This window comes from Rhodococcus sp. IEGM 1366 (assembly GCF_033142425.1).
In the GTDB taxonomy this organism is placed as follows: Bacteria; Actinomycetota; Actinomycetes; order Mycobacteriales; family Mycobacteriaceae; genus Rhodococcus_F; species Rhodococcus_F globerula.
Genome location: NZ_JAWLRZ010000010.1, coordinates 103,286 through 124,767, shown reverse-complemented (window position 1 = coordinate 124,767; position 21,482 = coordinate 103,286). Strand labels below are relative to the sequence as shown.

Annotated in this window: 19 protein-coding genes; 9 read left to right on the top strand and 10 right to left on the bottom strand. The window is 62.4% G+C overall.

What is annotated here, in order from left to right; all coding sequences use genetic code 11:
* Window positions 1-12 precede the first annotated feature (12 nt).
* From R4P64_RS27965 to R4P64_RS27935, 7 genes are all read right to left on the bottom strand, one after another.
* The gene (locus R4P64_RS27965) at window positions 13-1,323 is read right to left on the bottom strand and encodes a hypothetical protein (RefSeq protein WP_317542331.1); all 1,311 of its coding nucleotides are present in this window, start codon (window positions 1,321-1,323) and stop codon (window positions 13-15) included.
* Window positions 1,323-2,261 (bottom strand): hypothetical protein, encoded by a 939-nt coding sequence (locus R4P64_RS27960; protein ID WP_317823458.1) that lies wholly within the window; start codon window positions 2,259-2,261, stop codon window positions 1,323-1,325. Before R4P64_RS27960 ends, R4P64_RS27965 begins: the two co-directional genes overlap by 1 nt.
* Entirely contained in the window at window positions 2,258-4,153 is a 1,896-nt protein-coding gene (locus tag R4P64_RS27955) for a hypothetical protein (protein WP_072782296.1), read from the bottom strand. The genes R4P64_RS27960 and R4P64_RS27955 overlap by 4 nt, the downstream gene beginning before the upstream one ends.
* Window positions 4,150-5,319: a glycosyltransferase gene (locus R4P64_RS27950; protein ID WP_317823457.1), complete on the bottom strand. Its 1,170-nt coding sequence runs from the start codon at window positions 5,317-5,319 to the stop codon at window positions 4,150-4,152. The genes R4P64_RS27955 and R4P64_RS27950 overlap by 4 nt, the downstream gene beginning before the upstream one ends.
* The gene (locus R4P64_RS27945) at window positions 5,316-6,173 is read right to left on the bottom strand and encodes a glycosyltransferase family 2 protein (RefSeq protein WP_080711842.1); all 858 of its coding nucleotides are present in this window, start codon (window positions 6,171-6,173) and stop codon (window positions 5,316-5,318) included. Before R4P64_RS27945 ends, R4P64_RS27950 begins: the two co-directional genes overlap by 4 nt.
* 139 nt (window positions 6,174-6,312) lie before the next feature.
* Window positions 6,313-7,398, bottom strand: coding sequence for a glycosyltransferase family 4 protein (locus R4P64_RS27940; RefSeq protein ID WP_317823455.1), 1,086 nt, complete (start codon window positions 7,396-7,398; stop codon window positions 6,313-6,315).
* Between the two features lie 3 nt (window positions 7,399-7,401).
* The gene (locus R4P64_RS27935) at window positions 7,402-8,121 is read right to left on the bottom strand and encodes an ANTAR domain-containing protein (protein ID WP_317823454.1); all 720 of its coding nucleotides are present in this window, start codon (window positions 8,119-8,121) and stop codon (window positions 7,402-7,404) included.
* A gap of 378 nt (window positions 8,122-8,499) precedes the next feature.
* On the opposite strand from R4P64_RS27935, the gene R4P64_RS27930 reads away from it, so the two are divergent.
* The 5 genes from R4P64_RS27930 (at window position 8,500) to R4P64_RS27910 (ending at window position 13,816) form a co-directional block, all read left to right on the top strand.
* On the top strand, window positions 8,500-9,465 hold the full coding sequence (locus tag R4P64_RS27930) for an NADPH:quinone oxidoreductase family protein (protein ID WP_033236436.1): 966 nt from the start codon (window positions 8,500-8,502) through the stop codon (window positions 9,463-9,465).
* 88 nt (window positions 9,466-9,553) lie between these two features.
* Window positions 9,554-10,024, top strand: a complete 471-nt coding sequence (locus R4P64_RS27925) for a MarR family winged helix-turn-helix transcriptional regulator (protein WP_033236435.1) — start codon at window positions 9,554-9,556, stop codon at window positions 10,022-10,024.
* A complete protein-coding gene (locus R4P64_RS27920; protein WP_033236434.1) occupies window positions 10,021-11,547 on the top strand; it encodes a DHA2 family efflux MFS transporter permease subunit in 1,527 nt (508 codons plus the stop codon). The genes R4P64_RS27925 and R4P64_RS27920 overlap by 4 nt, the downstream gene beginning before the upstream one ends.
* 147 nt (window positions 11,548-11,694) lie before the next feature.
* Window positions 11,695-12,789: an LLM class flavin-dependent oxidoreductase gene (locus tag R4P64_RS27915; protein WP_317823453.1), complete on the top strand. Its 1,095-nt coding sequence runs from the start codon at window positions 11,695-11,697 to the stop codon at window positions 12,787-12,789.
* Between the two features lie 40 nt (window positions 12,790-12,829).
* Window positions 12,830-13,816 carry a pirin family protein gene (locus R4P64_RS27910; protein WP_092801827.1) on the top strand — a complete coding sequence of 329 codons (987 nt, stop codon included), beginning with the start codon at window positions 12,830-12,832 and terminating at the stop codon, window positions 13,814-13,816.
* A gap of 40 nt (window positions 13,817-13,856) precedes the next feature.
* On the opposite strand, the gene R4P64_RS27905 is transcribed toward R4P64_RS27910, so the two are convergent.
* The 3 genes from R4P64_RS27905 to R4P64_RS27895 are packed head-to-tail and all read right to left on the bottom strand — an operon-like array spanning window position 13,857 to window position 16,087.
* Entirely contained in the window at window positions 13,857-14,384 is a 528-nt protein-coding gene (locus R4P64_RS27905) for a gamma carbonic anhydrase family protein (RefSeq protein ID WP_033236431.1), read from the bottom strand.
* A gap of 45 nt (window positions 14,385-14,429) precedes the next feature.
* Window positions 14,430-15,290: an EamA family transporter gene (locus tag R4P64_RS27900; protein ID WP_141484722.1), complete on the bottom strand. Its 861-nt coding sequence runs from the start codon at window positions 15,288-15,290 to the stop codon at window positions 14,430-14,432.
* On the bottom strand, window positions 15,287-16,087 hold the full coding sequence (locus R4P64_RS27895; protein ID WP_116101697.1) for a crotonase/enoyl-CoA hydratase family protein: 801 nt from the start codon (window positions 16,085-16,087) through the stop codon (window positions 15,287-15,289). The genes R4P64_RS27900 and R4P64_RS27895 overlap by 4 nt, the downstream gene beginning before the upstream one ends.
* A gap of 109 nt (window positions 16,088-16,196) precedes the next feature.
* Here R4P64_RS27895 and R4P64_RS27890 point away from each other — a divergent pair, with 109 nt between their 5' ends.
* Genes R4P64_RS27890 through R4P64_RS27875 form a run of 4 tightly spaced genes read left to right on the top strand, consistent with a single transcriptional unit; the run spans window position 16,197 to window position 21,476 of the window.
* Entirely contained in the window at window positions 16,197-17,018 is an 822-nt protein-coding gene (locus tag R4P64_RS27890) for a TIGR03084 family metal-binding protein (protein WP_317823452.1), read from the top strand.
* Window positions 17,015-18,736, top strand: a complete 1,722-nt coding sequence (locus R4P64_RS27885) for an acyclic terpene utilization AtuA family protein (protein WP_317823451.1) — start codon at window positions 17,015-17,017, stop codon at window positions 18,734-18,736. Before R4P64_RS27890 ends, R4P64_RS27885 begins: the two co-directional genes overlap by 4 nt.
* Entirely contained in the window at window positions 18,733-19,881 is a 1,149-nt protein-coding gene (locus R4P64_RS27880; RefSeq protein ID WP_317823450.1) for an acyl-CoA dehydrogenase family protein, read from the top strand. Before R4P64_RS27885 ends, R4P64_RS27880 begins: the two co-directional genes overlap by 4 nt.
* The gene (locus R4P64_RS27875) at window positions 19,878-21,476 is read left to right on the top strand and encodes an acyl-CoA carboxylase subunit beta (RefSeq protein ID WP_019744291.1); all 1,599 of its coding nucleotides are present in this window, start codon (window positions 19,878-19,880) and stop codon (window positions 21,474-21,476) included. The genes R4P64_RS27880 and R4P64_RS27875 overlap by 4 nt, the downstream gene beginning before the upstream one ends.
* Window positions 21,477-21,482: the final 6 nt, after the last annotated feature.

Genomic DNA, 21,482 nt, shown 5'->3' with positions numbered 1-21,482 from the left:
GGCGAACCCCCTTCACCGAAGAACCCTCTGCTGTGCGGGCACGATGATGTAACGCCACCGCGCCAACGCCCAGAGTGCGCCGAGGCTCTGCGCTGCGAGCCAGCTGATTCCGACAGCAACAATCCCCATGGAAGGCAACAGGATCCAGGAGAGCGCCAGGCACATCAGCAGCATCGACACGTTGAGCGTCATTGCCTCGCGCAGCCTGCCGACTGCACGCAGAACTGCCACCGCGATGTTGGTAACGGCGTCCGGGATGGCAGAGAAGGTGAGCACGATCAGCAGCATTTTCCCGTGGGCACTGTACGACTCGCCGAATACCCGCAACGCCCAACCACCGCCGATGAGGTAGACGAGGATCAGCGGGCCGAGCAACGCGGCGATGATCCGACTGCAGCGCCGCACGAGAGCCGGGATGTCTTCGGGATCCGTTGCAGTCTCGGCGAACAGCGACATCGCGATGCATGGACTGATCATGAAGAACACCGCGCCGAGCATCCACGTCGCGTAGAAGTAGGCGCCGTCGGATTCGGACAGTCTGGCGAGCACGATGATCGGCAGCACGAATGACGTGACACTCGCAGCCACAGTCACGACGTGTTGCCCCAGAAGTGACGCACTCATATCCCGGACGTCGGAGACGAGGTGTCCGAACAGTGGCCGCATGCTGTGCTCACCGCGAATTCGTCTGCACCAGAAAGTCGAGAACACTACCGATATCACCGCGGACGCGCTCCAGGCCGTCAGAATCTGGTTGTGAGTGCCATTGATGAGCAGCGGAAAGAACAGCAACGGAATGCGTAAGCCGGTGAACAGCATGTTGCGCGCGAGGAGCAGTCCGCTGCGGCGTAGCGCAACTGCCACGCAGTCGGCCAGCGTGCCGAGCGCGAAGAATGTGGCTCCCATCGTGAATGCCGCTGCGGCAACGGCGGTGCTCAGCGACGGGAGGGTGTGCAGAACGTATCCCAAGATGAGAACCACGACTGCGGACCCGGACACCGCAGTCACGATCACGACTGTCACTGCGGCGGTGAGTATTCGCCGCCAGCGATCAACCGTGAGGGTGCGCGGTAGCCACTCGACCATCGCGGTGGCAGCGCCGACGCTGGCGATCAATGCCGTCGCCTGCATGGCGCTGGTGGTGGCCGCCCCGACTCCGATGTCCGCTGTTGATGTCGTGTGAGCAACAACAAGCCAGAACACGTAGCCCATGAGGGAGGTGAGAACGGTGCTCGCCATCATGTAAGAACTGTTGCGCAGCATCGAGTCTTCGGCTATTCGGGTCCGCGCGATCTGGGGGAGAGAGCCGAGTGTCACCTTCATCAGGGCGCCACGGAGAGATAGAGCACGAGGGATGTCGGTCCGACACCGACGGTGTCGGGGGTCTGGGCTATCGCGATGTCGATCGCGACTCGGTACCGGCCGGGCTCGTTCGGTGCGAGGAACGACACCGTTCCGACCTGGGCACTGCGGGCATTTGTGTTGGTGTCGAAGGGCGCGGTCGGTGGTGTCGTGGCAAACCGCGGATCGGTCGGTGAGACGCCACCGATGGTTGCGGACACGTCCGGCGGCAGGGTGGGAAAGAGGAATCCGTAGCTGTACGAAGTCCATTCGATGTCGACCGGAGAACCGGGTGTCACTGCGAGTTGGCCCGCGATGGCAGTGTCGGGGCCGGTGAGAATCGTGTTGACATACCGTTCGGGCTGCGTTGTCTGCATCGCGAGCGCTCCGATCAACGCGCCGACGCACAGGGCCGTCAACGCGAGCGAGACCAGTGCGGTTTTCCCGACTCGGCGCCACGGTACGTCGGGGGCTGCGCGCGATTCAGGTTTCCGCGGAGACTGCCGGATGCGAATGGCCAACAGGGATAACATCACCGCTGATACGGCAAAGAGTGCCAGTGCGATGGTTGACGTGGTCAGTTGAAATCCCAATGGGCCAAGTGCCAGAACGGTTTCGAGCAGGATGATGAGGGTGAACAGGGCTGGAAGAAGTACGCGCAGCGGTTTTTCGAGTCCGTCGAAGCGTGTGTCGGTACTGCCGGGCGTCTTGCCGAGGATCAGCGCCGCGGCCGCCCACGCCGGTATGACGAGGAGTGCGGCCACTGCACACACCCGAAGTTCCACGGGAGCCCGGAGCAGTACCGCGGCGAGAGACACGGCCGCAACCACGGCGGAAACCCTCACTCCGGTAAGGATATCGGAGGTCAGTACCACGTCCAGGACTTGGCGACTCCGAGTGGCAATGTCAGTGCGTTTCATGGCGTTCCTGTCAGATCGGTCAGTTCGGTGCCGACGCTCGCCGAATCGAGTCGGTAGACCCGGAGATGCTCGGTCGACATGATCAGCGACGCCCATGGCGCGTGGTCGAGTCGGTCGAGGTACGACGGCGGTGTCGGCAGGCCGGCCAGGGGATCTCCGCTGCCGTAGTTGTCCCCGTTGAAGGGTGGGGAATCCGCCATTCGGGTATCGACGACAAGGTAGTCGTAGGTTGCCCCGGCCAGGTCGGTAGCGAGCTTCGTATCAGGGTCGGTGTCGGTCTGGGTCAGCTCCCACACCGGAAAGTCGGATGACGGTTCGGAGACGTAGAGTTCGCCGTACGCCGCCAGTGCCAGCGTTGTGTATCGGTCGGTCACGACGCGCACGCGACCTTCTCTCAGTCGAATGTGTTCGGCCACCGTCCGAGCTTCGGCGCTCGCGGATCTGGTGTCGGAGCCCCAGAGAAACGGGCCGGGAAAGCGGTACGGATCGTTGAGGCCGGCGCCGACATTGCCGATCAGCAAGACGATCAGGACGGCGAGCGAGATCAGTTTCCGGAACCGGATCACGATGCGTGGCAACCGATCCTGGAACGCGACGACGAGGGCGCACATCACTGCCACCCCGACGTAACTGAACGCCCACGAGCGCCTGGCCCCCTCTGCGCCCGATGGGGCCAGCACAAACAGAACCGACGGGAAGTAGACGGCCCCGATGGCGATGAATGCGAGGGTTGCGGACGTGACTTTGCCCCGCACGCGCGCGATCACCAACAGGCCCAACGCGAATATCGCTGCGACCGCTGCCGGGGCGGCGGCAGTGAAGGCTCGTTCCCAGAGTGGTTGGACATTGGCGGCGAGCAGTTCGCGGCCACTCGATTGTGACGTGGCAATGCTGCTCAACTGAGTCACCGAGTTGGCGAGATACGGCGAGAGGTAGCTCACGGTCGGTGATGCGACAAAGACAAGCCAGGCGGCTCCGACGGCCGCGGTGCCGCTCAGCAGAACCCACCATGCGTATGGCCTTTGGTGTGCGCGTACAAACCCGAATGCGGTGACAGTGACGGCGATTGCACCCGAGATCAGGAGCAAGGCGATGGTGGTCAGATGGTGGGTCACGACGCATACGGCGCCGCACGTGACCGCGATCGACAGAAAAGCGATTCGACGACGACGATCGTCCGACCGTGCGGCAATCGAGGTCAAAGCCAACGCCCACATGAAGAATGTGATGGCAACACCCTCGTACGCGAATTGAGTGTCGAAATAGATGGCAGACGGATTGAGGGCGTAGATCAGCGCTGCCACGGCACCTGCACGGGCGGAGCGCAGTAGCGACGTTCCAAGGACGTACGCACCGAGAATTGTCATCACGTGGGTGACGACCATCAACACTTCGCCGGCGGACCAGGCCGAAAGTCCGGTCAGCTGAGCGATAGAGGCGGACAGGGCTGACGTACCCGGGAAGTATTCGACTATCGGGATGATCGAATTGGGTGGGAACAGTTGGCCGCTCGACATGACGTCGACGGATTCACGCCAGTGCGCATACTCGTCGTGATACGACGGACCGAAAGGGTTTCGGAGATACTTCGGGACTGCCGTGAAGAGTCCGAGCAACGCTATCGCGCCGATGCGCTGATTGACTGTTGTCCCGAAAGCCGCCAGTTTGGCTGCCAGCGGAATAACCCCGAGCAGCATACCGACCCAGAAGGTTGCGTAGTAGACATTCGGCGGTGAACCGTCGGACGACATCCGGTACGACACACCGATCAGGAGTATTCCGAGTGCAAGGAGGACGCCTGTCGATGTCCACGACCGCAGCGCCGAGCGTGAAGTGTCGGAGAACCGATGCCGCGGAGCCTGTTCGGCATCGACCGGGGCGAGTGCGATCATGATTGCGCCAACCGTTCGATCGCACGCAGGGTGGTCGACCACGACGTGTGGTCGGTGAATCGTCGATGGCGGTCCGGCGGAATCGACATCAAGGTACGACGGAGTGCGTCGACGTTGTCGGGTTCGACCAGATGGGCGCCTTCGTAGGTGCGAGTTGCTTCGACCAGTCCGCCCACCGCGTAGAGCACGACGTGTAGTCCGGAGTGCATTGCGATCTGCAGCGGACCGCTTGCCGACGCGCGCCGATAGGGAAGCACCACTACGTCTGTATCGCGGAAGAATTGGCCTGCCTCGGCGTCGCTGACGTAGCGATTCACGAAGGTAATGCGCCGACGGTGTGGACTGGCGGATATCAGTGCTGCCGGAGTCTGCCAGTTCTCCCAGGTTTCACCCACGATCGTGAGATGAAACTGTGCGGCCTGCTCGGCGCTGAGTTTGTTGAAGGCCACCAGGAGATCGTCGAGCCCTTTGTACGGTCTGATGAGGCCGAAAAAGAGCAGTCGGGTTGGCCCACTGCGGGAATCGTGAGAAGCCGGGGAATCGGCGGGGGAATCGGCGATGTGTGTGTACGGTCCGTGGGGTGCTGTTTCGATGTCGAGCCGGTCGAACGGACGCGAGCCGAATGTTCTGCGCAGTAACTCTAAATCATGGTTGTTGTGGACGAGCGCGCCGTGGGCGAGCGACAGCAGAAGGGGCATACCGCGTCGACAGTACATATCGACGCCCACGACCAAAGCCTCACTGGTGTCCTGAGTCTCGTGAAACTCGACAACCACACGAATGCCGAGTACCCGGGCAAACAACGCGACGAGGATATAGGTGTGGAGTGTCGCGGCAGTCCACCATTGCAGTACAACCAGATTCGGCTTTGTCGAGCGAAGCCGAGCCAGGGCCCCCAATAGGCCGGGGAACCAGTACCAGTCGAGTTCGCCGATGCGAGTGACATTGTTGCCGTAGCGAAGCGCGGTGCCGGTATTCGGTGAGCGACGAGTAGTCGGATACAACCGCCGCGGGATGACCCGGCGTAGCAGGAGCACCGACACATCGTGTTCGCGACTCAGTTCGTTCGCAAGTGTGCAGGTGTAGGCCGACAACCCACTGAGGAAGTGAAAGCCCGGACCCACGAGCACTACCTCGAGTCTGCCTTCCGCGTTCACGCTGCTCACCCCGCAGCCTTCGGCAGATGCAGAACCGTGGGCGGACTGTTGGGTGGATTGTTCGGCGGATCACCCTGTGCTGCTGCGACTACCGAGATCCGGTGCACAATGGGTGCGATGTCCGGTCGGTGCTGCACCCGAATCCGAGTCAGGACGGCAAGGCAGGCAACACCATCTCGCCAGGTGATTTTCTTGCCCTCCGACACCGATCGTCCGTGATACGACACAGGCACCTCGAGAGGTCGGATACCGCACCGCAGTAATCGCGCTGTCATTTCCGTATCGAGGCCGAAACCGCCCTCCGTCAATGTCAGGGAGCGCAGGTGATCGGTCGGGATGAGTTTGAGGCAAGTGTGCATGTCCGTCAGGCAAGCGTCGTACAACACGTTGGCAAACAAGGTTGTTGCGCGGCCTCCGATGGCAAACCGAAATGACGGAAAGCAGGCGTTGACTCCGCGGACCCTCGCGCCGAACACGTGATCGGAGTATCCGGCCAGTACCGGTGCGATCAGCGACGGAATATCGCTCGGCAGATATTCGAGATCTGCGTCGAGGATGACGAGGTGACTTCCGGCGGCGTAGTCCAACCCGGTTCGAATTGCCGCGCCCTTGCCGCGATTGACCGGATGGGTCACTACGACAATGTCTTTCGATGTCCGAGCGTCTGATCGCTGAGCTTCGAGAATTCGTGCGGTGCGATCGGTGCTGCCGTCGTCGACGACTATCAGTTCCATCCGGCACGGATAATGTACGGCGAATACGCGGTCTATCGCTGCCTTCAGCGTGCGTTCCTCGTTGAAGACCGGCATCAGTATCGAGAGGCTGACCAGCGGCTGGCTGTGCGGAAACGAAGGCTGATTCATTGCGGGTGCCACCTGACTCGTCCGTGCGGGGAGGGACGAGCTACCGGGAATCAGGGGCAGCTCCGAATATCGGTGCGGAAGTACCAGGGAACAAGGGCATGCCGACTAATTCGAACTTACTCCTCGGCGACTCTCCACGCTACGGCTCCCCTCGGAGTACATGTCGGTACACCTGGGCTGTTGCGGTGGCCACGCCGGCCCAGTCAGGCAATACCACGTCGTCGCCGGTACCGGCACTCAATTGAAGTGCGATCGCACGGGCTATGGATGTGGCGCCTGCAGTCGGTGGGATCAGGACTGCTCCGGTACCGAGGAATCGCCGAACAATCTCACGATGAGCGGGTATGTCGCTCAGGACGATTCGTGATCCTGCCGCGGCCGACTCGAGTGGGGCGATGCCAAAGGCTTCATGTTCGGACAACGAGACGGACACCTCCGCCGTCCGGAGCCAGCGATGCATGCCAGGAGTGTCCAGCCGTCCCGTGAACCGCACCCGGTTGCCGAGTCCGAGGCGGGCGGAACTGGCGGCCAGTGCATTTCGAGCAGAACCGTCGCCAACGACAACAAGCTGGACGGTGTCGGGCAATTCGACCATGGCCTCGATGATCCGATCCACCCGCTTGTATGGTTCCAATCGCCCGTGAAACAACAGCGTGGCGGTTTCGTCGGGATACGGCGTGGCGGCGCGTACTGCAGCTGCGTCGACGCCGTTGGGAATGACAGTTGTGTAGGTTTCGAGGCCCGGGAAATACGAATGCACCAACTCGAGTTCTGCATCGGAGACACAGACAACGGCGGAGCTCGAGGTGAAGAGCGCTCGGGAGAATTTCCGATAGAGCGAATGCAGCATGCGGGTGGATCGAGTGTGTCCGGTGCCGTGAAAATGTGGGGTGAAGACGACCGGCCGACGGAACCCGGTCAATGCGGCCAACGCGGAGGATGCGTGATAGCTGTGGACGTGGACGATGTCAAAAGTATTGTCGAGGTGCATGGTTCGCACCAAAAGTCGGGGTGAGACTGACATGGCGGTGGTTGTCCAGGCGGGGTAGCGGTGAACAATCGAATCGCGTTTTTGCGGGGTCGCCGGCGTTTCCGCTCGACGGCTACCGGTGAAAACTTCGACATCGATCCCGGTCGAGCTCAGATGTGTGGCCAACTGCGCGACGTGGTCTTCGACTCCGCCGATGGACGGCGGGAATGCCGGTGTCACCAAAGCGACGCGCATCGATCACACCTTCAGTCCCAGTTCGACAATCGCCCGCGCGACGGACAGCACGGTCGCGTTGTGGCTCCGTGCGCGTCGGCGGATGAGTTGGTATGCCGAGTCGATGGTGGTGTTGTGGTCCTTGGAGATGATCCCCTTGGCCTGTTCGACAACGATTCGGGTTTCGAGTGCATGTTGCAGCTGCATGGATTCCCGTTCGCGCTCGTGTAATTCGAGCGACATGAGTATGAACCCCATCGCGACGGTGGTCAGTGCCTGGGCTGCGCTCACATCGTCGTCGTCCCAGATGATCATCTCGTGTGAGAAGACGGTCAGTGTCCCGATCGAGGTTCGGGCGGGGGACGCGGACCCACTCGAGATTCTCGCTTCCCGGTAAAACGGAAGCGCCGCCACGGCTTTGACGCCCAGGTGGCTCGCTTGGGCAGCAAAGGCAGGCCAGGCGTATGCGGCGCTCGGCACATCGGTGATCTGCACGCTGTCGAGTCGGGGTAACCTCCCCGGCCCTATCCGAAACTCTCGTTCGCATCGATCGAATTCGGGTGAGCTGACCGACGTGATGTCCGGTTGATCGGGAAGGGTGACGGTGATGCTTGCCGCTGCGGTATCGAATATGTCGGCGATGTAGCACACGAGTTCGTGAAGTGTTTGTGTTGCCGAGTTACCTTCGCGCGGCGGCGACGCGAAATGGGTCAGGGCACAGAGGTATAGAGCGTCATCATGCATGGGTATCCCACCGTAGGTCGTTACCGGTGCCGTGAATTGTCCCCGCAGAAGTGGAGTCTGCGCAGACGTGGCAGATGTTCCGTATCTTGTTCCAGCGCACAAGGTTCGGACATATTTGAATTCAGATGCTCCGAAATTGAGTTCCGAAGGACGAAACCTGACGTCAGAAACAAACTGAAATCCCGATATGACCCAAGCGTACAGACCGAGGGAATGAATGGGAACCCATGCGACCTAAGGTCGACGGCGAATTTCCTTGCGAGCCTTGCGAAGCGAGTTTCCGTACCTTGCGTCCGGTTCTATCGGCCGAGATGGTCGGACGGCAGGCTAAGGTCGGGAACAGATGATGTCCGATTGCTTTCTCGATGAGGAGTTGCTGTGCGTGCGATGGTTGTTACCGAGTTGTCCGGCCCGCAAGGACTCGACCTCGAGGAGATCCCCGAGCCTGATGCGTCCGGCAAAGTTCTCATCGACGTCAAGGCCAGTGGAGTCTGTTTTCCGGACTTGTTGATCACCTACGGCAAGTATCAGATCCGGCCGGAGCCCCCGTTTGTCCCCGGTGCGGAAATCTCGGGTGTCGTGATCACGGCGCCGGAGGAGTCGGGATTCACTGCGGGCGACCGGGTCCTTGCGGCGACCTATCTCGGGGGATATGCGGAACGAATAGCAGTCGACCCTTCGCAGGTGTTGCGAATCCCGGACGCTTTGGATTTCGACGAAGCCGCGTCTTTGATCATCAATTACCAGACGATGGAGTTTGCGCTGGCTCGTCGCGCCAAGATCGTGGCCGGCGAAACCGTAGTTGTTCTCGGCGCGGCCGGCGGTGTGGGCACCGCGACCATTCAGTTGGCCAAGGCGCACGGTGCTCGGGTAATCGCCGTTGTTCGACGCGCCGGCGTCGAGGAGTTCCTCCGCGAGTTGGGAGCTGACGAGGTGGTGGCACTGGCGCCGGGGTGGGGTGAGCGGGTTCGCGAGCTGACCGGCGGCAAGGGGGCGCAGATAGTGGTGGATCCCGTCGGCGGTGACGCCTTCGACGAGGCGGTCCGCGTTCTGGCCCCTGAAGGCCGCCTTGTCGTGATCGGATTTGCCGGCGGCGGGATTCCCGAGGTGAAGTTGAACCGGGTGCTGTTCCGCAACATCAGCATTGTCGGGGCGGCGTGGGGTGAGTTCACACGTTCTGATCGCGACGCAGTTGCTGAGGTGCATGCATCGCTGGTGCGCCATGTCGAAAACGGGTTGCGTCCCATCGTCAAGGCTCGATACCTTCTGGAGGATGCGGCCTTGGCGCTCACCGATTTAGAAACGGGCAAAGTTCTCGGAAAGGCCATCTTGGTGCAGGAATGAGTTTCCGAGGGTGATGTCGCTCACCGGAAATCGGGTTGCGCGTTAGTTACGTTTGGGCAATAGTTGCATCCGCACTACTATTCGCCAGGTGATCGCCTCGGATTCTGATGACCTGTTCGGAGCACTCGACGAGTTGTTCACTCGCCTGATGAGCGCCGGTGATTCGGAGTCGATCGATGCACTGATCGAGTTGGATCTCTCGTTCAGTCAGGTTCGTGTGCTGTTTGCTCTCGGCCAGTGCGATGCGCCCGTCCCGATCAACGAGGTTGCCGACGAACTTCGGCTCTCGGTGGCGGCGACGGGTCGCAATATCGACCACCTCGTGCAGATGGGGTTGGTCGTGCGGCGTGAGGACGAACGTGACCGGCGCGTCAAACGGGTTTCCCTGTCGGAGGCCGGCGTTAAGGTCACGTCCAATCACATCGAATGCAAGCGTGGACAGCTTCGTGATTTTGCGTCGCGCGTGCCCGCGCCGGAACGGCTTCGACTTGTCGAGGCGCTAGAGCCCATTCTCGCGGGTGACTACCTGCGAGCATCTACCCAGGAGACTTCGCGATGACATCGCCGAACGCGCCGGCACCGGCGTCCGACAAGTTAGACGGTGCGGTACTCAAAATCGCATCCGTGGTGGTGCTCGGTGCCATCATGTCGATTCTCGACGTGACCGTGGTCAGCGTCGCGCTGACTACATTTGCCGAGGAATTCGATACGTCCTACGCCACCGTTGCATGGACGATGACCGCGTACACGCTTGCTCTCGCAACAGTTATCCCGGTGACGGGTTGGGCGGCGGACCGTTTCGGTACCAAACGGCTGTACATGACCGCGCTCGTGCTGTTCGTGCTGGGTTCGGTTGCCTGTGCGATGGCGTGGGACATCACGTCGTTGATCGGTTTCCGAGTTCTGCAGGGTCTTGGCGGCGGCATGTTGATGCCGCTCGGTATGACGATCATGACCAAGGCCGCTGGTCCGGAACGGATCGGTCGTGTCATGGCTGTGCTCGGTATTCCGATGCTGCTCGGCCCCATCGGTGGACCGATCCTCGGTGGTTGGCTGATCGAGGTCGCAAGCTGGCACTGGATCTTCCTGATCAACTTGCCGATCGGTGCCATTGCGTTGGCGGCAGCGTTCAAGATTCTGCCTTCGGACAAGCCCCAGCCTTCGGAGTCGTTCGACTTCCTCGGCATGGTGCTGCTGTCGCCGGGCCTGGCGCTGTTCCTCTTCGGTGTGTCCTCGATCCCCGAGGTCGGGACCGTCGCGTCGGCCAGGGTCTTGGTTTCCGCCGGTATCGGTTTGGTTCTGATCATCGCGTTTGTGTTCCATGCGCTGCGTAAGGATCATCCGCTGATCGACCTGCGCTTGTTCAAGAACCGGCAGTTGTCGGTCGCCGTGATCACGACGTCACTGTTCATCGTGGCGTTCATGGGCGCGGGTCTGTTGTTCCCGAGTTTCTTCATCCAGGTGGGTGGCCACACGACCCTCGAGGCCGGCCTCCTCATGGCTCCGCAGGGGCTTGGCGCAATGTTGACCATGCCGATCGCCGGCCGACTCGTGGACAAGATGGGCGCAGGCAAGATCGTGTTGACGGGTCTGCCGTTGATCCTGATCGGCATGGGTGTCTTTACGCAGGTCGCTTCCGATTCCCCGACCTGGATGCTGATGGCTGCCCTGTTCGTGATGGGTATGGGTATGGGCTGCACGATGATGCCGCTGATGACGGCCGCGATCGTGACGCTGTCCAACGAGCAGATCGCTCGCGGTTCGACACTCATGAATATCGTTCAGCAGACCGCCGGCTCTATCGGTACCGCTGTGATGTCCGTGGTTCTCACCAACCAGTTGCTCAATCGCGATCTGACAAGCAATGAAGTCGGCATGGCGCACCTTCCGCCGCCGGTGGGACCGGATCCGTCGACGGTCGATTCGATTCTGAGTTCTGCCGCCGACGCATTCGGCAACACGTTCCTTGTTGCTACCGTCTTGATTGCTTTGACCTTCATCCCGGCATTCTTCCTGCCGCGTAGCAAGACGACGCGAGTTGTAGCCGAGGGTGATTCAGCGGCGCCGATCATGATGCACTGACACGTATTCTTTTGCGCTGAGGGCGGTAGGCACATGGTGTGCCTACCGCCCTCAGCGCTGTTCAGGGTGCGGGAATAGCCCCAGATGATTGAATGTTAAATTATCTACATGCAGTCGTAGGGATCAACGCCCTGAACAGGAGTAGCCATGCAGTTCGGAATCTTCACAGTCGGTGACGTCACCACAGACCCCACGACAGGGGTCACGCCCACCGAGCACGAGCGCATCAAGGCGATGACCACTATCGCCAAGCATGCCGAAGACGTGGGACTCGACGTCTTCGCAACAGGCGAGCACCACAACAAGCCGTTTGTGCCGTCGTCACCGACCACGATGCTCGGCTACATCGCTGCACAGACCGAGAAGATCACGCTGTCCACGTCAACGACGCTGATCACCACCAACGATCCGGTGAAGATCGCCGAAGACTACGCGATGCTCCAGCATCTCGCGGAGGGTCGCGTCGACCTCATGATGGGGCGTGGCAACACGGCGCCCGTGTACCCGTGGTTCGGCAAGGATATTCGCGCGGGTATTCCGTTGGCCCTCGAGAACTATCAGCTCTTGCGCCGGCTCTGGGACGAGGAAGTGGTGAACTGGCAAGGGGAGTACCGCACTCCGCTGCAAGGTTTCACGTCCACACCACGTCCGCTCGACGGCATCGCACCCTTTGTGTGGCACGGCTCGATTCGCAGTCCTGAGATCGCGGAAATCGCGGCCTATCACGGTGACGGGTTCTTCGCGAACAACATCTTCTGGCCCAAGGAGCACTACATCGAGCTCATCAACCTCTACCGTCAGCGCTACGAGCATTACGGACACGGCACCGCCGATCAGGCGATCGTCGGGCTGGGCGGTCAGGTCTTCATGCGTAAGAACAGTCAGGACGCCGTCAAGGAATTCCGCCCGTACTTCGACAATGCGCCGGTGTACGGTCACGGACCGTCGCTCGAAGAGTTCACCGAGCAGACGCCGCTGACAGTCGGTTCGCCGGAGCAGGTCATCGAGAAGACCCTCGCGTTCGCGGATTTCTTCGGCGACTACCAGCGCCAGCTGTTCCTCATGGATCACGCGGGTCTTCCGCTGAAGACGGTGCTCGAGCAGCTCGATCTTCTCGGCGAGGAAGTTGTACCGGTTCTGCGTCGTGAATTCGCAGCCCGTCGTCCGGCGCATGTCCCGGACAACCCGCCCACCCACGCGTCGATGAAGGCCGCCCGTGACAACAGCGCGGTATCGGCATAGGTCCTAGGCGCCCCGGAGTAACCCGAGGCAGGATGAAGAGATGAGCAACCTCGACATGCACCCCGTAGAGCAGGAATGTGAAGGCAAACCTGACAACAGCGAGATTCAGATCCTCACCCCGCGGGATGTTCCGCTCGGTGGCCCGCGGGCAATGCGGGTGCGGCGCACATTGCCGCAGCGTGATCGTTCGCTGATCGGGGCGTGGTGCTTCGCCGATCACTACGGGCCGGACGACGTCGGCTCGGGGCCCGGCATGCATGTGCCGCCGCATCCACACACCGGTTTGCAGACGGTCAGTTGGTTGTTCACGGGAGAGATCGAGCATCGCGACAGCATCGGCTCTCACGCGATGGTGCGCCCGGGCGAACTTAACTTGATGACGGCCGGTAGCGGGATCGCGCATTCGGAGGTCTCGACGCCGAACACGAAGGTTCTGCACGGCATGCAGCTGTGGGTGGCTCTCCCGGACGCGGCTCGCGATACCGCCCCCGCGTTTGTTCACTATCGACCGGAACCAGTGACCATTGGGGGCGCCAGGCTCAGCGTGTTCCTCGGCTCGTTGGCCGGCGAGAAATCGCCGGTATCCACCTTCACCGAATTGCTCGGTGCCGAGATAGTTCTCGATCCGGGCGCTGACATTGCGCTCGACGTCGATCGTTCGCACGAACACGGTGTGATCGTCGATCAAGGATCGGTAGTGCTGCGTGGCACCACCGTCGGCTGGGCAGAGTTGGGTTATCAAGCACCGGGTTTCGGGAAGCTGACATTACGCAATCCGGGTTCCGAACCAGCTCGGGTCCTGCTGCTCGGCGGCAAGCCGTTGGGCGAGCAGGTCATCATGTGGTGGAACTTCATGGGCCGCACGCACGAAGAGATCGTCGAGTATCGACGCAAGTGGCAGGCCGAACTGGCCTCTGGATTCGACGGCAGCGTCCCTGATCAACGTTTCGGCGTAGTGCCGGGATACGACGGTCCGGCGCTCCCGGCACCCGAGTTGCCGAACAGTACGTTGCGGCCCCGAGGTTAGCCGCGTCTCTTGCTGCTTCCGGCCGCAAGCGTCGTGTCGATCAGGCCTGTTCGATGTCCTGATGGGCCTTGGCGAGCATGATGTAACCGGCGCCGTTGGCGCTGATCCCGGCCTTTTCACCTTCGGAGAGTTCACGTTTGACCTTTGCCGGTACGCCGGCGACCAGTGATCCGGGCGGGATCTGCATCCCCTGCGAGACGACGGCGCCGGCCGCGATCAGTGATCCCGAACCGATGTGCGCGCCGTTGAGCACCACTGCGCCCATGCCGACCAGCACGTCGTCTTCGACGGTGCACCCGTGCAGTACCGCGTTGTGGCCGACCGAGATCCGCTCGCCCAGAACTGCGGGGAACGTCGGGTCTGCATGCACCGTGCAGTTGTCCTGGATGTTGGTGTCCGCGCCGATGGAGATCGATTCGGCGTCGCCGCGAATGACCGCGCCGTACCAGATGCTGGCGCCGGCAGCGATGGTCACTGCGCCGACAACGGTGGCATTGGGTGCGATGAACGCGCTCTCGTCGATCTGCGGGGTGCGTCCGAGAACGGTGGCGATGATCGGGTTGGTCATGGTTCTCCTGTGCGTTGGAATGAACGTGCTCTGACGGTACCTGGACTATTTCGGGGTGGGCTTTCGATTCATGACAACGGTGCCGATGCCCGCCACGACCACAAGTCCGATGGCAACAAGGGTCATGGAGTCGAGTGCCTGTCCGATGATGACCACGCCGGCCAACGCTGCTGCTGCCGGTTCGAGCGCAATGAGGACGGCAAAGACCTTCTTGGCCAAGGATCGCAGCGCCCACATTTCCAGGCTGTACGGGATGACGGACGAGAGGATGGCTACCGCCGCGCCGGCGGCAAGCATTTTCGGATCGAGCAGTTCGGATCCTCCGGAGACCACACCGAACGGCAGGGTGAGGACGGCTGCCACAATCGTGGCACCGGCCAGACCGTCGGCACTCGGAAGTGTTGCGGCGAGGTGTGAACCGGCGATGATGTATCCCGCCCAGGCTGCGGCCGCAACGAGTGCGTAGATCACGCCGACGACGTCGAGTCCCGATTCCCCGTGATCACCTAATCCGAGGAGAAGTACTCCGCCGAAGGCAAGCAGCACCCAGGCAAAGTCGGCCCAGCGCTTCGACAGCACCGCGGCAAGTGTGAGTGGCCCGAGAAATTCGATGGTGACGGCCGTTCCGATGGGCACCGTGTCGAGGGCCATGTAGAAGGCCCCGTTCATGACGGCCAGAGAAACGCCGAGCGCAAATATGCCCTTGCGCTGCCGGTTCGACCACCTGCTCCATCGTGGGCGGACGATGACTCCGAGGATGATCGCGGCGATCGTCAGCCGAAGCGTCGTGGCACCGGCCGGCCCGATCTGCGAGAACAGGGTCGTCGCGAATGCCGCTCCGAACTGGAGCGAAAGTATCGAGGTGAGGACTGCGCCGACCGGCAGTAGCTGACTGCCGGCCTTCATTCTCCGGTGAACTCAGGACTTCGACGCTCGAGCATCGCGGCGACGGCTTCGTGGTGATCGCGAGTGTGATGGGCGATCGACTGCATGGCGGCCGAGAGTTCGAGCAAACTCTCGAGGCTCTGGTGCTGGCCCTCGCGGAGCAGTTTCTTGGTCATGCGGAGCACCTGCGGGGGATTGGCGGCTACTCGCGCTGCCAAAGCGTGCGCTGCGGGAAGCAATTCTTCGGGCTCGGTCACCTGCGAGACCAGACCCCAGTCGAGTGCCTTGGTCGCGTCGATCGGTTCGCCGGTGAACGCCATCTCGGCGGCGCGGGCGTTGCCGATCGCGCGGGGGAGCAGCCAGGCTCCGCCGTCGCCCGGGATGAGTCCCACCTTGACGAAGCTCTCGGCGAAGACCGCCGCCGTCGACCCGATGCGGAGGTCACACATGAGGGAGAGATCGCAGCCCGCTCCGATGGCAGGGCCGTTGACGGCTGCGATGGTCGGCACCTCACACGTGTACAGCGCGAGCGGAATGCGCTGGATGCCGTGCCGGTAGCCCTGGCGGATCTCGCCGGGAGCACCACCGAACATGCCTTCCTTGTCTCGCATGTGTTTGACGTTGCCGCCGGAGGAGAAAGCCGACCCGGCCCCCGTGAGGATGACTGCGCGCACACTCTGATCTCGGTTGACTGCGGTGACCGCGTCTTCGAGGGCCTCGATCATGTCGATCTCGGAGATGGCGTTGCGGGTGTCCGGGCGATTGAGGGTCCACGTGACCACATCGCCGGTTCGCGAGATCAGTACGGCGTCGCTCATGGGTGCTCCTGATAGTCGATGGCAGTTGAGCTCAGTCTCTCATCGCGAGATTTCCAAATAACAATCATTCGTGCTTGATTTTTATGGACCCGGGTGTGATGCTGGTCGCATGGCCGAACTTCAGACGTTCATCGATGACTTGCGGGCCGAAGGCGAGAGCCTCGACGCCCTGGTTGCGGATCTGCCCGAGGAGAAGTGGGCGACAATGACGCCCGCGGAAGGGTGGACCATCGCGCATCAGATCGGGCACCTGCACTGGACGGACAGTGCTGCGATCCTGGCTGTCACCGACCCGGACGGGTTCGCGGAGCAGTTGAAGGCGGCGTTCGTGAATCCGGCGGGATTTGTCGACGACGGTGCTGCCGAGCAGGCAGCCCGCCCGCCCGCAGAGTTGCTCGCCGATTGGCGGGCGGGGCGCATTGCTCTCGTCGAGGCGCTCACCGCTGCCCCGGCCGGCACCAAGTTCCCCTGGTACGGCCCGCCCATGGGCGGTGTCTCCATGGCAACCGCGCGATTGATGGAGACGTGGGCGCACGGGCAGGACGTCGCCGACACACTCGGCGTCGAACGCGCTCCGACGGCGCGCATCAAGAACATCGCTCATCTGGGTGTGCGGACGCGGAACTTTGCGTACTCGGTCAACGAGAAGACGCCGCCCGCCGACGATTTCCGGGTGGAGTTGACGGCGCCGGACGGTTCGCTCTGGACCTGGGGGCCGGAAGATGCGCCGCAGAAGGTGACCGGGCCGGCGTTGGACTTCTGCCTGCTGGTCACCCAGCGCGCCAATCGCGCCGATCTCGATCTGGTTGCCGTTGGCGCCGACGCGGACGAGTGGTTGGGGTTTGCGCAGGCATTTGCCGGACCCAGCGGCGAGGGGCGAGCCGCCATCGGAGCGAGCGGTGAGGGACGAGAAGCGAAGGTGGACAGATGAGTTCGGTACGGATCGGTAATTGCTCCGGGTTCTACGGCGACCGCGTCTCGGCGATGCGCGAGATGCTCGAGGGCGGCGAACTCGACTACCTGACCGGCGACTATCTGGCCGAACTGACGATGCTGATCCTCGGCCGGGACCGGATGAAGGACCCGTCGCTCGGCTACGCGAAGACGTTCCTGCGACAGGTCGAGGACACCCTCGGCCTCGCGCTCGACAAGGGCGTGAAGATCGTTGCGAATGCCGGCGGCCTCAACCCGGCCGGACTGGCGGACGCGCTGCGCGAGGTCAACACCAAGCTGGGGTTGAACGCGAAGATCGCCCACGTCGAGGGTGACGATTTGATCTCTCGGGCAGACGAACTCGGACTCGGCTCCCCGCTGACGGCCAATGCGTACCTCGGCGCCTGGGGCATAGTCGAAGCCTTGTCGGCGGACGTCGATGTCGTGGTCACCGGTCGTGTCACCGATGCGTCGGTGATCGTCGGTCCAGCCGCTCATCACTTCGGTTGGAAGCGAGATGATTTCGATCAATTGGCCGGTGCTGTCGCGGCTGGCCACGTCATCGAGTGCGGAACCCAGGCCACCGGCGGCAACTACGCGTTCTTCACCGAGATTCCCAATCTGGGCCGTCCTGGCTTCCCGATCGCCGAGATCAACGCGGACGGATCCTCGGTCATCACCAAGCATTCCGGAACGGACGGCGAGGTGAGCGTCGGCACGGTGACGGCCCAGCTGTTGTACGAGATCACGGGCGGACGCTACGCAGGCCCGGACGTGACCACCCGTATCGACAACGCGGTGCTCACCCAGGAAGGCCCGGATCGGGTGCTGATCAGCGGAGTCACGGGCGAGGCTCCGCCGCCGCAGTACAAGGTCTCACTCAACACGCTGGCCGGGTTCCGCAACGAGGCCACGTTCATCCTCACGGGTCTCGACATCGAGGCCAAGGCCGATCTGGCGAAGACTCAACTCGAATCCTGGCTGACGAAGAAGCCCGCCGAACTGGTCTGGACTCTCGCTCGCACAGATCACCCGGATTCCGACACCGAGGAAACAGCGAGTGCGTTGCTGCGCTGCGTGGTTCGCGATTCCGACCCCAAGGTGATCGGTCGCCCCTTCTCCGCGGTTGCGGTTGAAATGGCACTCGCCAGTTACCCCGGCTTCTCGCTGACCGCGCCGCCGAGCAACGGACAACCGTACGGAGTGTTCACCCCCGGCTACGTCGACGCGGGATCGGTGCCTCACGTGGCCGTACTGCCAGACGGCACGCGGGTGGACATCGCTCCGTCGACGCTGACGCAGGACCTCGAACCTGTCGACGAACCTGAGCGTCCGGAGCCGTTGCCGCCACAGTCTTCGCTCTCGGTGCCGCTCGGCACGATCGCCGGTGCCCGTAGTGGCGACAAGGGTGGAAACGCCAACGTCGGCGTCTGGGTTCGTACAGACGACCAGTGGAAGTGGTTGGTGCACACTCTGTCCGTCGAGAAACTCAAGGAACTACTGCCCGAGGCGGCGGAGCTTACCGTCACTCGCTACCAGCTTCCGCACCTTCGTGCCGTCAACTTCGTGATCGAGGGAATCCTCGGTCAGGGTGTTGCCTCGCAGGCGCGGTTCGATCCGCAGGCCAAGGGAATTGGTGAATGGCTGCGCTCGCGCCACATCGACATCCCGATTTCGCTACTCCCCACAACTGACGAGAAAGAGGATTCACGGTGACCGTGTGGACCACACCGGAAAGGCTTGCGCTTCGCGAGACCGTACGCGGATTCGTGAACCAGGAGATTCTGCCGCACCTGACGCAGTGGGAGCGTGACGGCGAGATTCCCCGCGAATTGCACCGCAAGGCAGGCGCTCTCGGGCTCCTTGGGGCCAGTGCGCCCGAATCGGCCGGTGGTGAGGGCGGCGACGCCGTCGACTCCATCGTGATCTGTGAGGAGATGCATCAGGCAGGTGCGTCGGGCGGGCTGTTCGCTTCGCTGTTCACCTGCGGCATCGCGGTGCCGCACCTGATTGCGGCCGGCGACGAGGCGCAGATCGAGAAGTGGGTCAAGCCGACTCTGCGCGGCGACAAGATCGGCTCGCTCGCCATCACCGAGCCCGGCGGAGGCAGCGACGTCGGGCACCTGACGACAACGGCCAAGCGCGACGGTGAGCATTACGTCGTAAACGGGGCCAAGACGTTCATCACCTCTGGTGTTCGCGCCGACTTCGTTGTCACCGCCGTCCGCACCGGTGGCCCCGGTGCGGGTGGTGTCTCACTGCTCGTGATCGAGAAGGGCACACCGGGATTCACCGTCTCGCGCAAACTCGAGAAGATGGGCTGGCGCGCGTCGGATACAGCGGAACTGTCCTTTGTCGACGCCCGGGTTCCGGTGGAGAATCTGGTCGGCGCAGAGAACAGCGGCTTCGCGCAGATCGCGCAGGCATTTGTCTCCGAGCGGGTCGCGCTCGCCGCGCAGGCGTATGCCAGTGCAGAGCGTTGCCTGGAGCTGACCCTCGAATGGTGCCGCGCCCGCGAGACTTTCGGTCGCCCCCTGATCAGCCGGCAGGCCGTGCAGAACACCGTCACCGAGATGGCCCGCAAGATCGACGTCGCCAAGGTGTACACGCACTCGGTGATCGAACGGCACATGGCCGGTGACGGCGATCTGATCGCCGAGGTGTGCTTCGCCAAGAACACGGCAGTCGAGACGGGCGAATGGGTTGCGAACCAAGCCGTTCAGCTGTTCGGCGGCCTCGGATACATGCAGGAAAGTGAAGTGGAGAGGCAGTACCGGGACATGCGAATTCTGGGAATCGGTGGCGGAACCACCGAAATCCTCACCGGCCTCGCGGCCAAGCGATTGGGGTATCAGTCATGAGTGTCATCCGGTCAACGCTGGACACCAATTCCGAGGTGTATCAGACCGCAACATCGACCATGAACACCAAGCTCGCCGAGATCGAGGTCGAGCACGCCAAAGCGCTTGCCGGTGGCGGCGAGAAGTACACCGAGCGGCACCACAAGCGGGGAAAGCTCCTGGCACGCGAGCGGATCGAACTCCTGCTCGATCAGGATTCGCCGTTCCTCGAACTGTGTCCCCTCGCTGCGTGGGGGAGTGACTTCCCGGTCGGCGCCAGCACTGTGGTCGGTATCGGCGTTGTCGAAGGTGTCGAATGCCTGATCGTTGCCAACGATCCCACCGTGCGCGGTGGCACCAGCAATCCGTGGACGCTGCGTAAGGGATTCCGCGCCAACGACATCGCCATGCAGAACCGCCTTCCGGTGATCTCCCTCGTAGAGTCCGGTGGAGCAGACCTGCCGACGCAGAAGGAGGTGTTCATCCCGGGCGGGCGTATGTTCCGTGACCTCACACAGCTCTCCGCCGCCGGTATCCCCACCATCGCACTGGTCTTCGGCAACTCGACTGCAGGCGGCGCGTACATCCCCGGCATGTCCGACCACGTCGTGATGATCAAGGAACGCTCCAAGGTGTTCCTCGCAGGCCCGCCGCTGGTCAAGATGGCCACCGGTGAGGAATCCGACGACGAGGCACTCGGCGGCGCCGAAATGCACGCCCGCAAGTCGGGACTGGCCGACTACTTCGCAGCCGACGAGCAGGACGCGATCCGCATCGGGCGCTCGATCGTCAAGCGCCTCAACTGGACCAAGAAGGGGCCGGCGCCTCGTGCCGAAATCATCGAACCACTCGAGGATCCGGAAGAGTTGCTCGGCATCGTTCCGGCCGACCTGAAGATTCCGTTCGATCCGCGTGAGGTCATCGCCCGTATCGTCGACGGTTCCGACTTCGACGAGTTCAAGCCGCTCTACGGTTCCTCCCTCGTGACGGGCTGGGCCGAGCTCAACGGCTACCCGATCGGCATCCTGGCCAACGCACGTGGAGTGCTATTCAGCGAAGAGTCTCAGAAGGCCACGCAGTTCATCCAGCTCGCCAACCGCTCCAACACACCGTTGCTGTTCCTGCACAACACGACTGGCTACATGGTGGGTAAGGAATACGAGGAGGGCGGAATGATCAAGCACGGATCGATGATGATCAATGCGGTAGCCAATTCCAAGGTTCCGCACATCTCGATCTTGCTCGGAGCGTCGTACGGCGCCGGTCACTACGGCATGTGCGGACGGGCATTCGATCCGAGATTCCTCTTTGCCTGGCCCAGTTCCAAGTCCGCCGTCATGGGCGGTGCGCAGCTTGCCGGCGTCATCTCCATCGTGGGACGCGCTGCTGCCGAGGCCCGCGGCCAGGTCTTCGACGAGCAGGCTGATGCCGGCATGCGAGCGATGATCGAGAACCAGATCGAGGCCGAGTCACTTCCGATGTTCTTGTCGGGGCGTCTCTATGACGACGGCGTCATCGATCCCCGAGACACCCGCACCGTGGTGGGAATGTGCCTGTCGGCCATTGCCACCGCCCCGATCGAAGGCACCGAGAACTTCGGCGTCTTCCGTATGTGAGGCACG